At 69.0% G+C, this 14,884-nt stretch carries 13 protein-coding genes; 7 read left to right on the top strand and 6 right to left on the bottom strand.

Features of this window, described 5'->3' with window-relative positions:
• Positions 1 to 37: 37 nt before the first annotated feature.
• A complete protein-coding gene (locus NM1_RS22430) occupies positions 38 to 1,168 on the bottom strand; it encodes a serine hydrolase domain-containing protein (RefSeq protein WP_068023039.1) in 1,131 nt (376 codons plus the stop codon).
• A 166-nt stretch (positions 1,169 to 1,334) separates the two neighbouring features.
• Between NM1_RS22430 and NM1_RS22425 the strand changes: the two genes are divergently transcribed.
• The 6 genes from NM1_RS22425 (at position 1,335) to NM1_RS22400 (ending at position 10,612) form a co-directional block, all read left to right on the top strand.
• Entirely contained in the window at positions 1,335 to 1,946 is a 612-nt protein-coding gene (locus NM1_RS22425; protein ID WP_068023037.1) for a DUF308 domain-containing protein, read from the top strand.
• A 146-nt stretch (positions 1,947 to 2,092) separates the two neighbouring features.
• Complete coding sequence (locus NM1_RS22420; RefSeq protein WP_084519910.1) at positions 2,093 to 5,764, top strand: nitrate reductase subunit alpha; 3,672 nt, start codon at positions 2,093 to 2,095, stop codon at positions 5,762 to 5,764.
• Positions 5,761 to 7,428 (top strand): nitrate reductase subunit beta, encoded by a 1,668-nt coding sequence (gene narH, locus NM1_RS22415; RefSeq protein WP_068023036.1) that lies wholly within the window; start codon positions 5,761 to 5,763, stop codon positions 7,426 to 7,428. Before NM1_RS22420 ends, narH begins: the two co-directional genes overlap by 4 nt.
• Positions 7,425 to 8,063: a nitrate reductase molybdenum cofactor assembly chaperone gene (gene narJ, locus NM1_RS22410; protein WP_068023032.1), complete on the top strand. Its 639-nt coding sequence runs from the start codon at positions 7,425 to 7,427 to the stop codon at positions 8,061 to 8,063. The genes narH and narJ overlap by 4 nt, the downstream gene beginning before the upstream one ends.
• A gap of 2 nt (positions 8,064 to 8,065) precedes the next feature.
• Positions 8,066 to 8,797 carry a respiratory nitrate reductase subunit gamma gene (narI, locus tag NM1_RS22405; protein ID WP_211339311.1) on the top strand — a complete coding sequence of 244 codons (732 nt, stop codon included), beginning with the start codon at positions 8,066 to 8,068 and terminating at the stop codon, positions 8,795 to 8,797.
• A 267-nt stretch (positions 8,798 to 9,064) separates the two neighbouring features.
• A complete protein-coding gene (locus NM1_RS22400; protein WP_068023028.1) occupies positions 9,065 to 10,612 on the top strand; it encodes an FAD-binding oxidoreductase in 1,548 nt (515 codons plus the stop codon).
• A 22-nt stretch (positions 10,613 to 10,634) separates the two neighbouring features.
• On the opposite strand, the gene NM1_RS22395 is transcribed toward NM1_RS22400, so the two are convergent.
• The 3 genes from NM1_RS22395 to NM1_RS22385 form a co-directional block, all read right to left on the bottom strand.
• On the bottom strand, positions 10,635 to 11,456 hold the full coding sequence (locus NM1_RS22395; protein WP_068023025.1) for an NAD(P)H-binding protein: 822 nt from the start codon (positions 11,454 to 11,456) through the stop codon (positions 10,635 to 10,637).
• Between the two features lie 23 nt (positions 11,457 to 11,479).
• A complete protein-coding gene (locus tag NM1_RS22390; protein ID WP_068023023.1) occupies positions 11,480 to 12,109 on the bottom strand; it encodes a hypothetical protein in 630 nt (209 codons plus the stop codon).
• A 97-nt stretch (positions 12,110 to 12,206) separates the two neighbouring features.
• Positions 12,207 to 12,968 (bottom strand): class I SAM-dependent methyltransferase, encoded by a 762-nt coding sequence (locus NM1_RS22385; protein WP_068023021.1) that lies wholly within the window; start codon positions 12,966 to 12,968, stop codon positions 12,207 to 12,209.
• Between the two features lie 97 nt (positions 12,969 to 13,065).
• Here NM1_RS22385 and NM1_RS22380 point away from each other — a divergent pair, with 97 nt between their 5' ends.
• Positions 13,066 to 13,557 (top strand): peptidylprolyl isomerase, encoded by a 492-nt coding sequence (locus NM1_RS22380; protein ID WP_068023019.1) that lies wholly within the window; start codon positions 13,066 to 13,068, stop codon positions 13,555 to 13,557.
• A 63-nt stretch (positions 13,558 to 13,620) separates the two neighbouring features.
• On the opposite strand, the gene NM1_RS22375 is transcribed toward NM1_RS22380, so the two are convergent.
• Both NM1_RS22375 and NM1_RS22370 read right to left on the bottom strand, forming a co-directional pair.
• Complete coding sequence (locus NM1_RS22375; protein ID WP_068023018.1) at positions 13,621 to 14,115, bottom strand: phosphoribosyltransferase; 495 nt, start codon at positions 14,113 to 14,115, stop codon at positions 13,621 to 13,623.
• 52 nt (positions 14,116 to 14,167) lie between these two features.
• Positions 14,168 to 14,878 (bottom strand): metal-dependent hydrolase, encoded by a 711-nt coding sequence (locus NM1_RS22370; RefSeq protein ID WP_068023016.1) that lies wholly within the window; start codon positions 14,876 to 14,878, stop codon positions 14,168 to 14,170.
• Between the last annotated feature and the right edge of the window lie 6 nt (positions 14,879 to 14,884).

Raw genomic sequence — 14,884 nt, 5'->3', positions numbered from 1 at the left:
CGGCCGTGCGAAACGCTGTGCCTACCACCGTAACCGGTCACGGGCAGAGCGCGTGCCCGAGCATTCGCAGCGGATCGACCCCGTCCTCGTCCACACTGCCCGTTGCCGAGATTGTGACCGCACGCCCGTCGGACGTGGCGCCCGCGATGGCGATGAAGCCGTCGATCCCGCCGTCGTGGCCGAGATACCGGACGCCGCACGGCAGGTCGCCGTACATGAGGCCGAGGCCGTAGTACCGCCCGCTCTGGAACAGGCTCGAGCCCATGGGCACCCCGTCGAGCATCTCGCGCAGCTGGGCGGGCGGTACCACCTCACCGCGTTCCAGCGCCGTGAAGAACCGGTTGAGGTCCGCGCCGGTGGACACCAGGGCGCCGGCCGCCCAGGGCACCGACGGTTCGATCCGGGTGACATCGGTGTGCGGGCCGTCGATATCGGAGTAGCCGATCGGATGGGGCTCGCGCAGGTCGAGCTCTCCGGCGGCGGGCAGGTAGGTGCCGGTGAGCCCGAGCGGGGTGAGAATTCGGGCCTGCAGTTCGTCGGTGTAGGAGTGTCCGGTTATTCGCTCGATGAGCATCGCGGCGACGATGAAATTGGTATTGGTGTACTCGTACCGGCTGCCGGGGGCGAATTTCGCCGGGCGCCGCAATGCGATGGCAATCTCTTCGTCCGGGGTAAAGGTGCGGCCGGATTGCGCCGCCCGATATTCCTCGATCTGCGGATCCTCGGAGAGTTCCGGCAGCCCGCTGCGGTGCTGCAGCAGCTGCCGCACCGTGATGGCGCGCCCGTCGACGCCGTCGCCGGTGAGCAGCCCGGGAAGGTAGCTGTCGATCGGCTCGTCGAGCGCGATCGTGCCCGCGTCGACCAGCTGCAGCACGATCGCCGCGACGAAGGTCTTGGCGACGCTGCCGACGCGGACGTGCTGCGGCCGATCGGTCGAAACCGGCTGCCCGGTACGGATATCGGCGGTTCCGGCGGCCACGGTCGTCGTCCGGCCGTTCTCGGTGAGGGTCGCGATCGCCCCCACCGCCCCGATGCGCAGCAGCTCGTCGAGGTCGCCGCGCACCGCCGCCGTCCGGGCGGCTGGGGCGGGCCCGGGATCGCCGGTATCCCCGGAACAGCCGGCCACGGCCAGCACGACACATCCGAGGAGCAGCAGGAGCGAGCGCATGGGCCGACCCTAGGGTGGCGACCGCCGCCGCCACATCCGGCAGAACCCCGAAAAAGACCCCGATTCGATAGCCGTAATTCCGTTCGGGACACCCCCGATGGATCCGACTCGGCCGTTCTGTCGCAAATCCACGGTTAATTGCGGGTGCGGGCCATATCATTGTGCTATGCCCACTCTCCGAGTAGCGGGGCGCACCGACGTTTTCGCCGGTGACGCGTGGCTGGCGGCGCTGACGATCGGCTGCGCGTCGGTGATCCTGGGGGTGACCATTCTCCTGTGGCCGGATAAATCGGTGCAGGTGGCGGGCCTGCTGTTCGGCCTGTGCCTGCTGCTGACGGCGCTGTGGCAGTTGACGATCGCCTTCCGCGCCCGCATCGCGATGGGGCTGCGGGTGCTGGAATTCGTCACCGCGATGCTGGCGGTGCTGTTGGCGGTCTGGTGTCTGCAGAGCGGGGACTGGGCGGCGATGCTGGCGCTGTGGGTGGGCATGGGCTGGGCGATCCACGGCATCGTGCAGGCGATCGTGGCGGTGTGGTCCGACGATCTGCCCCACGGTGGCCGCCAGGAGTTCTACGGCGTGCTGACGCTGCTGGTGGCCGCGGTCGTGGTGATCTGGCCGATCGAAACGGTGAGCGCGCTGTCGGGTCTGGTGGGGGTCGGTCTGATCGGGTTGGGCGCCATAGAGATTCAGTCCTCGGTGCGTGTGGATCGGTCGGCGGCACAGGGGGAGACGGTCGGGGTACGCGGACTGCTGCGTTCCGAACCGAGAATCGGCTAACTTGCGGCATTCGCCACGAATTCATCCGACAAATGCCGTGCGGCGGGGGTGATCGCAGGTAACGTGCTGGGAGTTCGTGCGATTGGCGAGTCGATCGCGCGCCACCGCGGCGACGCCGGTCGACAGTTGTCGAGGGAGGCGTGCGCATGGTGCAACTGGATGGCGAACTGACCGATGCGCTGATCCGAACGCGGCGATTCTTCACCCGCACGGATGTGTCGCCCGATCTGCGGACGCTGTACCAGATCGGCGGACGCCAGGCCGACGAGTTCTATCGGGATCGCTGGTCGCACGACAAGGTGGTGCGTTCGACGCACGGGGTGAACTGCACCGGATCGTGTTCGTGGAAGGTGTATGTCAAGGACGGCATCATCACCTGGGAGACCCAGCAGACCGACTATCCCTCGGTGGGCCCGGACCGTCCGGAGTACGAGCCGCGCGGCTGCCCGCGCGGGGCGGCGTTCTCCTGGTACACCTATTCGCCCACGCGGGTGCGCTATCCGTATATCCGCGGGACGTTGCTGGAACTGTATCGAGAAGCGAAGGCGCGCACCGGGGATCCGGTGTCGGCGTGGGCGTCGATCGTCGAGGATCCCGAGACCGCGCGGCGCTACAAGAGCCTGCGCGGCCGCGGCGGCCTGGTCCGGGCGACCTGGGACGAGGCGGTGGAGCTGATCGCCGCCGCGCATGTGCACACGGTCAAGACCTACGGCCCGGACCGGGTGGCGGGCTTCTCACCGATTCCGGCGATGTCGATGGTGTCGTTCGCGGCCGGATCGCGGTTCGTGTCGCTGCTGGGCGGGGTGATGCTGTCGTTCTACGACTGGTACGCCGATCTGCCGGTGGCCTCGCCGCAGGTGTTCGGCGACCAGACCGATGTGCCGGAGTCCGGGGACTGGTGGGACGCGGGCTATTTGATCATGTGGGGGTCGAACGTGCCGGTGACCCGCACGCCGGACGCGCATTGGATGGCGGAGGCGCGCTACCGCGGCCAGAAGGTGATCGCCGTCGCGCCCGACTACGCCGACAACGTGAAATTCGCCGACGAATGGCTGGCCCCGCATCCGGGCACCGACGGCGCGCTGGCGATGGCGATGGGGCATGTGATCCTGCGGGAGTTCTTCGTCGACAAGGCCGAACCGTACTTCCGGGACTACGTGAAGCGCTTCACCGATCTGCCCTTCCTGGTGCGGCTCGACGCCGAGGGTGAGGGCTATCGGCCCGGAAAGTTCCTCACCGCGGCCGATCTCGCCGACCACGCGGGCGAACCGAACGCCGAGTTCAAGACCGTGGTCCTCGACGACGACGGAAAACCGGTGGTACCCAACGGTTCGCTCGGATTCCGCTACGGCGAGGAGGGCGCCGGGAAGTGGAATCTCGAACTCGGACAGGCCAATCCGCTGCTGACCGTCTACGGCGGCGACGCGGTGGCCGTCCAGCTGTCGCGGTTCGACGCCCCCGACGGCGCGGCGCACCCGCTGTGGCGCGGCGTGCCCGTGCGCACCGTCGGCGGGCACCTGGTCACCACCGTCTACGACCTGATGCTGGCCCAGTACGGCGTGCACCGGCCGGGTCTGCCGGGCCAGTGGCCGACCGGCTACGACGACGCGGTCCAGCCCGGAACACCCGCGTGGCAGGAGACGATCACGGGGGTGCCGGCCGCGGCGGCGGCGCGGATCGGCCGCGAATTCGCCGCCAACGCGGCCGAAACCGAGGGCCGGTCGATGATCATCCTGGGCGCGGGCACCAATCACTGGTTCCACTCCGATGCCATCTACCGCACCTTTCTGGCGCTGACCACGCTGACCGGCTGCCAGGGCGTGAACGGCGGCGGCTGGGCGCATTACGTCGGGCAGGAGAAGTGCCGCCCGGTCACCGGTTGGGCGCAGGTCGCCAATGCGCTGGACTGGTCGCGGCCGCCGCGGCAGATGATCCAGACCGCCTACTGGTATCTGCATTCCGATCAGTTCCGCTACGACCCGTTCACCGCCGACACCCTCGCCGGCGTGGGGGCGGGCGGGAAGCTGTCGGGCCGCACCACAGCGGATCTGATCGCGCTGTCGGCGCGGCTGGGCTGGATGCCGTCGTATCCGAGTTTCGACCGCAATCCCCTCGACCTGGCCGACGAGGCGGAGCAGGCGGGCCTGCCGGTCGCCGACTATGTGGTGTCGGAGCTGAAGCTGGGGCGGCTGCGGTTCGCGTGCGAGGATCCCGATGCGCCGCAGAACTTTCCGCGGGTGCTCAGCGTGTGGCGGTCGAATCTGCTGGGCTCCTCGGCGAAGGGCGACGAGTATTTCCTGAAACATGTGCTGGGCGCGAATTCGGCGCTGCGCGCGGAGCAGGCGCCGCCGAATGCCCGGCCCAAGGACGTGGAGTGGCGCGAGGAGGCACCGGCCGGGAAGCTGGATCTGCTGCTGACCCTGGACTTCCGGATGACCAGCACCACCCTGTACTCGGATGTGGTGCTGCCCGCGGCGACCTGGTACGAGAAGTACGACCTGTCGACCACCGATATGCATCCGTTCGTGCACTCGTTCTCGCCCGCCATCGCCCCGCCCTGGCAGGCCCGCACCGACTGGGACGCGTTCCAGAGCATCGGGAAGGCGTTCAGCCGCCTGGCATTCGACCATCTCGGCAAGCGCACCGACGTGGTCGCGGCGCCGCTGCTGCACGACACCCCCGACGAACTGGCCACCCCGCACGGCGTGGTGCGGGACTGGAAAGCCGGTGAGTGCGAACCGATCCCGGGCAAGACCATGCCGAAGCTGATCGCCGTGGAACGCGACTATCCGGCGGTGGCGGCGAAGATGGCGGCGCTGGGACCGCTGCTGGACACCCTCGGCGCCACCACCAAGGGCGTCACCTTCGACGTGCGGCGCGAAATCGAGTATCTGGCAGAGAAGAACGGTACCGTGCGCGGCGGGCCCGCGGACGGGCGGCCGTCGCTGGTGCGCGATGTCGATGCCTGCGAGGCGATCCTGGCGCTGTCGGGCACCACCAACGGCCGCCTCGCCACGCAGGGGTTCCGGACGCTGGAGCAGCGCACCGGAACCCGGCTGGCCGATCTGGCCGCCGAACACGAGGGCAAGCGGGTCACCTTCCAGGACACGCAGGCCGCGCCGGTTCCGGTGATCACCTCGCCGGAATGGTCGGGTTCGGAGTCCGGCGGGCGGCGGTATTCCCCGTTCACCCTGAACGTGGAGCGGCACAAGCCGTGGCACACCCTCACCGGCCGCCAGCATTTCTATCTCGACCACGACTGGATGGCGGAGGTGGGCGAGCAGCTTCCGGTGTTCCGGCCGCCGCTGAACATGGCCGCGCTGTTCGCCGAGCCGGTGCTCGGTGCGACCGGCGAGCACGGCCTCACGCTGCGCTATCTGACACCGCACTCGAAGTGGTCGATCCACTCCGAGTATCAGGACAACCTGTTCATGCTGAGCCTGTCGCGGGGCGGTCCCACGATCTGGATGTCGAATCTCGATGCCGCGAAAATCGGTGTCGCGGACAATGATTGGATCGAGGCGGTGAACCGCAACGGTGTCGTGGTGGCGCGGGCGATCGTCTCGCACCGGATGCCGGAGGGCACCGTCTACATGCATCACGCGCAGGATCGCGTGATCGACGTGCCGATCGCCGAAACGTCCGGGCAGCGCGGCGGTATCCACAATTCGCTGACCCGGCTGCTGATCAAGCCCACCCATCTGATCGGCGGGTACGCGCAGCTGTCGTTCGCGTTCAACTATCTCGGCCCGACCGGCAATCAGCGCGACGAGATCACCGTGATCCGCCGCCGCGGCCAGGAGGTGCGGTACCGATGAAACCCATGGCGCAGATGGCGATGGTGATGAACCTCGACAAGTGCATCGGCTGCCACACCTGCTCGGTGACCTGCAAGCAGACCTGGACCAATCGCGCCGGCGTCGAATACGTGTGGTTCAACAATGTGGAAACCCGTCCGGGACAGGGTTATCCGCGCACCTACGAGGATCAGAAGCGGTGGCGCGGCGGCTGGACCCTGGATCGGCGCGGCCGGTTGACGCTGCGCGGCGGCGGGCGCTGGCGCAAGCTGTTCACGATCTTCGACAACCCGATCCTGCCGGAGCTGTCGGACTACTACGAGCCGTGGACCTACGACTACGACACCCTCACCAGCGCGCCCGTGCAGCAGCACACGCCGGTGGCGCGGCCCAAGTCGCTGATCACCGGTAAGGACACCAAGGTCACCTGGTCGGCCAACTGGGACGACGATCTCGGCGGCGCACCGGATCTCGCGCGCAAGGACCCGCTGCTCGCCGACATCGCCGACAAGGTGAAGTTCGAGTTCGAGCACACCTTCATGTTCTATCTGCCGCGCATCTGCGAGCACTGTCTCAACCCGTCGTGCATGGCGTCGTGCCCGTCCGGCGCGATCTACAAGCGCAGCGAGGACGGCATCGTGCTGGTCGATCAGGACAAGTGCCGCGGCTGGCGGATGTGCGTATCCGGCTGCCCGTACAAGAAGATCTTCTTCAACCACCGCACCGGCAAGGCCGAGAAATGCACGTTCTGCTTCCCGCGCGTGGAGGTGGGACTGCCGACCGTGTGCGCGGAGACCTGCGTCGGGCGGCTGCGCTACATCGGGCTGATGCTCTACGACGCCGACAAGGTCCTCGACATCGCCGCGACGCCGGACGAGCAGGATCTCTATGCGGCGCAACGAGACGCCTTCCTCGATCCGCACGACCCGGAGGTCGTCGCCGAGTGCGAACGGGCCGGTATTCCGCGCGACTGGATCGAGGCCGCGCAGCGGTCCCCGGTGTACGCGCTGATCAACACCTATCGGGTGGCGTTGCCGCTGCATCCGGAGTACCGGACGGTGCCGATGGTCTGGTACATCCCGCCGCTGTCGCCGGTGGTGGACGTGCTGCGCGATACCGGGCACGACGCCGAGGACCACGGCAACCTGTTCGCCGCCATCGAGGCGCTGCGGATCCCCGTCGAATATCTGGCGGAGCTGTTCACCGCGGGCGATGTGGCGCCGGTGCAGGCGGTGCTGCGCACGCTGGCCGGGATGCGCAGCTACATGCGCGATATCAATCTCGGCCGCGCTACCCGCCCCGAGATCGCCGAGCGGGTCGGCATGACCGAGGAGCAGCTCTACGACATGTACCGGCTGCTGGCGCTGGCGAAGTACGAGGAGCGCTACGTCATTCCCGCCGCGCACGCCGAACAGGCCCGGGGGCTGGAGGAATCGGCCACCGGATGCAGCCTCGACTACGACGGCGGGCCGGGTATGGAGGGGTGGGGCCCGTTCGGCGAGAGCTCCGGTCACGTGACACCTGTTGCGGTGGAGAACTTCCAGATGCTGCGCGACCGGCAGACCAGCGATACCGCCGCCGCGCCCGCGGGTAAATCGTCGCGCATCAACCTGCTCAACTGGGACGGGCGCGGCCACCCGGAAGGGCTGCTGCCGCCCAAGACCGAAGGGAAGCACCGCAAATGAGCCCGAGTGCGGGGGACCGCGCGGCGGCGTGGCAGGTGCAGTCGCTGCTGCTGGGATATCCGGACGAGGTCCTGCTCGGCCGGCGCGCGTTGCTGCGGCGAGCGGCCGGTGCCCTGCCGAAGGCAGTCGGTGCACCCTTGCGGTCGGTGCTGGATTACCTCGACCGCACCGAACCGCTCGCGCTGGCCACCGAATACGTCGACACCTTCGACCATCGCAAGCGGTTCAGCCCCTACCTGACCTACTTCCTCTACGGCGACACCCGCAAGCGCGGGATGGCGCTGCTGCGGTTCAAACAGGTCTACAAGGCGGCGGGACTGGCCCTCGGCGACGAGGAACTGCCCGACCACCTCGCCGTAGTGCTGGAGTTCGCCGCCGCGAACACCGATGCGGGACACGGGCTGCTGGTCGAGTACCGGGTGGGCGTGGAGCTCATGCGGCTCGGGCTGCGCGAGGCGGGCTCGCCGTGGGCGGGCGTCCTGGATTCGGTGAGTGCGACATTGCCGCCGCTGCACGGCAGCGACCGCGACGCGCTGGCCCGCCTGATCGCCGAGGGGCCGCCCGGTGAGGAGGTCGGGCTGGAACCGTTCGCACCGCCGTCCTATATGGGGGAACCGATCGGAGGCCGTCGATGACGCTGAGCGCCAAGGATATTCTGCTGTGGAGCGTCGTACCGTATGCGGCGCTGGGGATCTGCCTGGTCGGGCACGTCTGGCGCTACCGCTACGACAAGTTCGGCTGGACCACCCGCTCCTCGCAGCTCTACGAGAACCGGCTGCTGCGGCTGGGCAGTCCGCTGTTCCACTACGGGATCGTGTTCGTGTTCCTCGGGCATGTGCTGGGGCTGGTGATCCCGGAGTCGTGGACCGAGGCGATCGGGGTGAGCGAGGGCACCTATCACGCGGTGTCGTTCGCGCTGGGCACCGTCGCCGGGATCGCGGCCGTCGCGGGCCTGGCGATCCTGATCTACCGGCGGCGCACGGTCGGACCGGTGTTCTCGGCGACGACCCGCAACGACAAGGTCATGTACGTGCTGCTCGGTCTCACCCTCGCCCTCGGGCTCGGCACGACACTGTTCTACACGCTGTCCGGCCGCGAGCACGATTACCGGCAGGACGTGTCGCCGTGGTTCCGGTCGATCTTCTACTTCAACCCCGAGCCCGAGCTGATGGTGCACGCGCCGCTGGGTTTCCAACTGCATGCCCTGGCCGCCTGCGCGCTGTTCGCCTTCTGGCCGTTCAGCCGGTTGGTGCACGTGTGGTCCGCGCCCGTCGGCTACCTGACCCGCCCCTACATCGTGTACCGCAGCCGCGACGAATCGCTGGGCACCCACAAGCCCCCGCGCGGCTGGGAGCGCGTGGGGCAGTAGGACGGTCGTCGACCTCCCACCCCGATTTCCGGCACGTTTTCGGCCGTAATCATCAGCCCTCGGCATCCAGCGCAACTCTGCAGCGAATGCTGCGATACGCCGGGTGCGGTCCGGTTTCGACTGCGCCACACGGGGAACCGCCAGTGGGTGCACCACTTCGAGGATCGAGAGTCCTGACGGCGTGCGCTTCACGTGATTCCGCTACTCGAGGGCTACCGTCGATGTGGTGTACGTGGCCCGAAAGCCGACGAGTGAGGGGTGTAGCAGGTGCCGTTGTCGCGTCGAGGATTGCTGGCTTCCGCGGTCGCCGGTGGTGCGGCGGCGGTGCTCGGGCGACCGGTGGTGGCGGCGGCCGAAGCGGGGGTGGTGACGCCGGGGGAGGCCGACTATGCGCGGCTGACCCTGCGCGGATACAACCGCCGATTCGTGGCGCAGCCCCGGCGGATTCACGTGCCCGGCACGACGAGCGAGGTGCGCGATGCGGTGGCGCGGGCGGTGCAGGAGCGGCTGCCGATCGGGGTGCGTTCCGGCGGGCACTGTTTCGACGATTTCGTCGACAATGCGAGGTCGCGGGCCCTGATCGATCTGGAACGGATGACCGAAATCCGGTGGGACGAGCGGTATCGCGCGTTCTCGGTGGCCGCCGGGGCCGAGCTGAGCACAGTGTACGAACAGCTGGGCCGGTGGGGCGTGACCGTTCCGGGCGGCATCTGCAAGGGGGTGGGCGCGGGCGGACATGTCAGCGGCGGCGGTTACGGGCCGCTGTCGCGCCGGCACGGGCTGGTCGCCGACCACCTGTACGGGGTGGAGGTCGTCACCGGCGATGCGTCGGTGGTCGTCGCGACCAGGGAGGGCCCGCACCGGGACCTGTGGTGGGCACACACCGGCGGGGGTGGCGGCAATTTCGGTGTGGTGACCCGGTTTCTGCTGCGCTCACCCGAATCCGACGGCGGTGATCCGCGCACGGCGCTGCCGAGGCCACCCTCCCAGATGCTGTCGGCGCGGCTGGTGCTGCCCTTCACCACCGAGGAGTCGTTCCTGCGGTTCCTCGGCAACTACCTGGATTTCTTTGCGCGCCACCGCGAACCCGGCAACCGGTTCGCGGGCCTGTACGCGCCGTTGAGCGTGCATCCGATCGCCGACGGGTCCACCGAGGTGCTCGTCCTGATGGATGCCACGCAGCCCGACGCCCAGGCGCGGGTGGACGAATTCGTCGCCCGGCTCGGGGCGGGTGTCGTTCCCGGACCGTTGCTGATGCCGCCCGCCCGGGATTCGTATGCGGGCACCGTGGATCGGGTCTACTACGCCAAGGCGCCGATGCCGCCGCGGGTGAAGATCAAGGCGGCCTATCTGCGGCGGCCCTATTCGCCCGAGCAGCTGCGAATCTGCTACCGCCGCATGGCCGAACTGCGCCCCGACGACGAATCGGTGCTCGAGTTCCTGCCGTTCGGCGGCGCGATCAACGCCGTCGCGCCCGACGCCACGGCCATGCCCGCGCGCGACTGCTTCATGAAGATGCTCATCCACGCGGCCTGGCGGCTGCCCGAGGACGACGCCCGCCACATCGGGTGGGCGCGGGAAATGTACCGCGATCTCTACGCCGGTACCGGCGGGGTGCCGGTGCCCGACGACCGCAACGGCGGCAGCTACATCAACTATCCGGATCCCGATCTCGCCGACCCGCAGTGGAACGGCTCCGGACTGCCCTGGCACGCCTTCTACTACGGCGCGAGTTATCCCCGGCTGCAGCGGGTGAAGGCGCGGTGGGATCCGGAAGACCGCTTCCACCACCAGCTTTCGGTCGAGCTGCCGTAGCCCGGGAGCGCGTCCGCGGTGGTCAGCGGAACAGGTCGGCGTGGACGGTCGCCCATTCGGTGAAGGTGCGGGGCGGGTTACCGGTGACGCGCTCGACGGTGTCGCGCACGACCGATTCGTCGATGGCGCCGTCGACGTAGAAGTCGAAGAAGGCGTCGACGTACTCCGGTGGCGTGGTCTCCAGCAGTTCCGCGCGGGTCTCGTCGTCGCTCAGCTCGACGCAGCGCAGATCGCGCGACAGGGCGCGGCCCAGCATCGCGATCTGTTCGGCGGGCCGCAGCGCCTGTGGCCCGGTGGGCCAGAGGATGTCGCCGTGGTGGGCGTCGGACACCAGGGCGGCCATCGCGACCGCCGCCAGATCGGCGGGGTCGACGACGGCGAGCGGCACCGTCGGGAACTGCGCGCGCACCACGTCACCGGCCCGCAGCTGCGGCAGCCAGCGCAGCGCGTTGGACATGAACGCCGAGGGACGCAGGATGGTCCACGACAGTCCGGACTCGATCACTTCCCGTTCGGAGGCCGCCATGTAGCGGGTGATCGCGTTGCCGGTGTTGCCCGTGGCCGCCGAGGTCCCCGACAGTTGCACGATGTGCCGGACGCCGGATTTCGCCGCCGCCGCAACGACTCCCGGATAGCCCGGCAGGATGAACGCGGCATCCACACCGTCGAAGGCGTCGGCGAGCGTGTCCGGTGCGGCGAGATCCCCGGCAACCGCGTGCGCGCCCGCCGGGAGGCGGGCGCGCTGCGGATCGCGGACCAGGGCGCGCACCGGCGCACCCGCCGCGGTGAGGGCGGCGGTGAGTGCGGCGCCGATATTGCCGGTGGCGCCCGTGACGAGAAACATGGCTCGGCCTTCCCGGTTCGGTGTTACTGCTGCGGCCACTGGGGTGGCGGCTGCTGACCCGGATAGCCCGCGGGCGGTTGGCCCTGGCCCATCGGGGGTTGCGGCCAGGGGTTCGGGGGAGCGACCGGTTGCTGCGGGCGACCGGCGGACGGCTGCCCGGTGTCCGAGGACGCCATCATGATCAGCGCGACGATCGCCAGCAGGACGACCAGCAGGGCGGGGATCGACAGCCAGCCGCCGTCGTCCCAGGGGCTGAGGCTGCTGCTGCGGGAACTCTGATCGATGGCGTTGAGGACGTAGCCCAGGTTGCCGAGCAGCAGCATTCCGGCGCTCAGCGCGGCGATCAGGCGGCCGATGGGCTTGCCGCCGGTGAGCAGCAGGATGGCACCGACGACGGCGAGCAGCACCGTGAGGACGATATCCAGGTCACCCCAGAACAGCTTGCTGTATTCGGCGTAGAACCAGATCCGCCGGGCGAGGTACAGGATCGCGGACAGACCCAGCATGGCGGCCGCCAGGGGACCGGCCGCGCCGCCGCCGGTCCGCGGCGGGACCGGATAGCCCGGAACCGGTTGTCCGACAGGCGCGCCCGGCCCCCAGCCCTGGCCCGGCGGCGGCTGGTTCGGCGGTCCGGGCTGGAACGGTTGGCCCATCGCGTGCAACTCCCTTTGTTCGAAAAACGACTCGACGCAGCCTAAGTGATGGCGGCGTTCCGGGCCGACCGGACGATGTTCCCAGCAGAGATCGTTGCTACAGCGAGGGTTTGCGGGCCTCGACGAGGGTGCGCGTGGAGTGGGCGAGGAAGGGGCCCTCGGCCTCGATCCGCTGGTGCAGATCGCGGAGGCGGTCACGGTAGCGGTCGACGGTGAAGCCGGGGACCATCCAGGTGACCTTGCGCAGGAAATAGACGACGGCGCCGATGTCGTCGAACCGCATGGGCAGTCGTTCGGTGCGCAGGTCGGCGATGCGGAGCCCGGCGGCCTCGGCGTCGGCGCGTTCGGCCTCGGGGGCGCGGCGCCGCCGGGCCTCGGGCTGCGGGCCGAGGAAGTATTCGACGAGTTCGAACACGCTTGCCGGACCGACGTGCTGGGCGAGGTAGGTGCCGCCGGGGGCGAGTACGCGGTGGATCTCGCTCCACCAGATCGTCGCCGGGTGGCGGCTGGTGACGAGGTCGAAGGCGTTGTCGGCGAAGGGCAGTGGCGGTTCGTCGGGATCGGCGACGACGACCGCGCCGCGCGGATGCAGCAGGGCGGTCGCCTTGGCGAGGTTGGGCGGCCAGGATTCGGTGGCGGCCATGGTGGGCGGGAATGTCTCGGCGCCGGCGAGGACCTCGCCGCCGCCGGTCTGGATGTCCAAGGCGGCGGTGACGGTGGCGAGGCGGTCGCTGATCAGGCGCTGATATCCCCAGGAGGGCCGCTGCTCGGTGGCGCGGCCGTCGAGCCACGAGAAGTCCCAGCCGTCGACGGAGGCGGTCGCGGCCTCGGTGACGAGGTCGTCGAAGGTGCGTGACATGCCTCGATCGTGCCCGGTCGGATGACCGCGGGGCGTAGCGGGTGGCCGGGACCCGGTCGGTCGCCCGGGGCGGGGGCGGCTCCCATACGATGACCGAATGACCAAAGTGCTGCTGAACACTTCAGCCGGGGACATCACGCTCGAGCTGGACGAAACCAAGGCGCCGAAGACGGTCGCGAACTTCGTCGACTACGTCAAGGCCGGTCACTACGACGGGACCATCTTCCACCGGGTGATCTCGAGCTTCATGGTGCAGGGCGGCGGGATGACCGCGGACATGCAGCAGAAGCCGGCGCCGAACCGGGTGGAGAACGAGGCGAACAACGGGCTGCGCAACGACAAGTACACGGTGGCCATGGCGCGCACCTCGGACCCGCATTCGGCGAGCGCCCAGTTCTTCATCAACACCTCGAACAACGATTTCCTGAACTACCCGGGCCAGGACGGCTTCGGGTACGCGGTGTTCGGGAAGGTCGTCGACGGCACCGCCGTGGTGGACGCGATGGACGGCGTGCGCACCGGTTCGCGTGCGGGCCACCAGGATGTGCCGGTGGAGCCGATCACCATCCTGTCGGCTCAGCTGGCCTGAGCGCATCTCGCGGAGGCGGCGGATCCCCACGCCGGGGACCGCCGCCTCCGCTGTCCGCGCCGCCTACGCGTCGAGTACGTGTGGCTCGCGCGAGACCACGGGCGGCAGCACCGACCAGGGGAAGTTGATCCAGCGGTCGGTGGCTTTCCACACGTATTCGCAGTCGACCTCCGAGCGCGGCTTCTGGTAGATGACCGCGCACCGCACCTCGGCGACCTTGTTCGCGCAGAAGTCGCGGACCAGCTTCAGCGTCGCGCCGGTGTCGGCGACATCGTCGGCGACGAGCACCCGCGCCCCGGCGAGGTCGACGGCCTGGGGGACGGGCGGCAGCATGACCGGCAGGTCGAGGCGCTGATCGACGCCGGTGTAGAACTCCACGTTCATCACGTGCAGGTTCTTCACGTCCAGCGCGTAACCGAGCGCACCGGCGACGAACAGTCCGCCGCGCGCGATGGACAGGATCAGGTCCGGCTCGAACCCGTCCGCCGCGACCTGTTCGGCCAGTTCCCGGCTCGCCGAGCCGAACAACTCCCAGCTGAGCTCTTCCCGATCCGCCATGCGCGACCCCTTCCGTCTTCGATGGAAAGAACCTAGACCACCGTCCGGGCGGTCAGGGCTTGTGGGTGACGATGTACCACAGCACGGCGAGGGTGCCGAGCACGAAAAGTGGTGACAGCACCCAGGTTTCGAATCTGTTGCCGGTGCGGTCGATGATCGGCACGCTGGTGCGCAGCTTCAGCGGCCACAGCAGGCGGCAGCCGCGGTCGGTGAGGCAGTCGCCGATCAGATGGGCCAGGGCGCCGAGGCCGACGGAGAACGGCAGCCAGGAGGGTTTGTCGGAGATCCAGTGATCCATGGCGAAGGTGCCCGCGACCGCGAGCACGGTCACGCTGAAGTAGGAGCGGAACCCTTCGCCGGGCGGGCACAGGTTCAGCGCCCGCAGCGCGAGCGCCAGCAGGAAGAACACGAGCCCGAGGGTGAACCAGCGGCCGATCCAGTGCTCCCCGGCCCAGGTGCCGACCGCGGCCGCGACGACGAACGCCAGCGAGTGGGTGGCGTGGCGGTGCCCGCCCGATACCGCGGCGATGATCCGGCAGGCGGTATGCGTAATCGGCCCCAGCACATGCGAAATGGTCCCGTTGGGGTGATCGGCGTCGGGCAGCAGGGCCGCGCCCGCGGTGAGGAAGGTGCCCATCAGCAGGTCGACGGTGTCGAGGTCACCGTATTGGAGCACGGGATAGGTCAGAACCGAAAGTGGTAGCACGGCAGCGGCTCCCGCCCAAGCCAGCGCACCACTGGTCGCATGTGAATGTCCTAGCACCGGGGG

The organism is Nocardia mexicana NBRC 108244, assembly GCF_001613165.1.
Lineage (GTDB): Bacteria > Actinomycetota > Actinomycetes > Mycobacteriales > Mycobacteriaceae > Nocardia > Nocardia mexicana.
This window is presented reverse-complemented; position numbering and strand designations above follow the sequence as displayed.

Coding starts and splice junctions, on each gene's coding strand:
- NM1_RS22375 (WP_068023018.1), bottom strand. CDS start 14,115: ATGGCGGATCGGGAAGAGCTCAGCTGGGAGTTGTTCGGCTCGGCGAGC.
- narJ (WP_068023032.1), top strand. CDS start 7,425: ATGAGCCCGAGTGCGGGGGACCGCGCGGCGGCGTGGCAGGTGCAGTCG.
- narH (WP_068023036.1), top strand. CDS start 5,761: ATGAAACCCATGGCGCAGATGGCGATGGTGATGAACCTCGACAAGTGC.
- NM1_RS22430 (WP_068023039.1), bottom strand. CDS start 1,168: ATGCGCTCGCTCCTGCTGCTCCTCGGATGTGTCGTGCTGGCCGTGGCC.
- NM1_RS22385 (WP_068023021.1), bottom strand. CDS start 12,968: ATGTCACGCACCTTCGACGACCTCGTCACCGAGGCCGCGACCGCCTCC.
- NM1_RS22390 (WP_068023023.1), bottom strand. CDS start 12,109: ATGGGCCAACCGTTCCAGCCCGGACCGCCGAACCAGCCGCCGCCGGGC.
- NM1_RS22425 (WP_068023037.1), top strand. CDS start 1,335: ATGCCCACTCTCCGAGTAGCGGGGCGCACCGACGTTTTCGCCGGTGAC.
- NM1_RS22380 (WP_068023019.1), top strand. CDS start 13,066: ATGACCAAAGTGCTGCTGAACACTTCAGCCGGGGACATCACGCTCGAG.
- NM1_RS22420 (WP_084519910.1), top strand. CDS start 2,093: ATGGTGCAACTGGATGGCGAACTGACCGATGCGCTGATCCGAACGCGG.
- NM1_RS22395 (WP_068023025.1), bottom strand. CDS start 11,456: ATGTTTCTCGTCACGGGCGCCACCGGCAATATCGGCGCCGCACTCACC.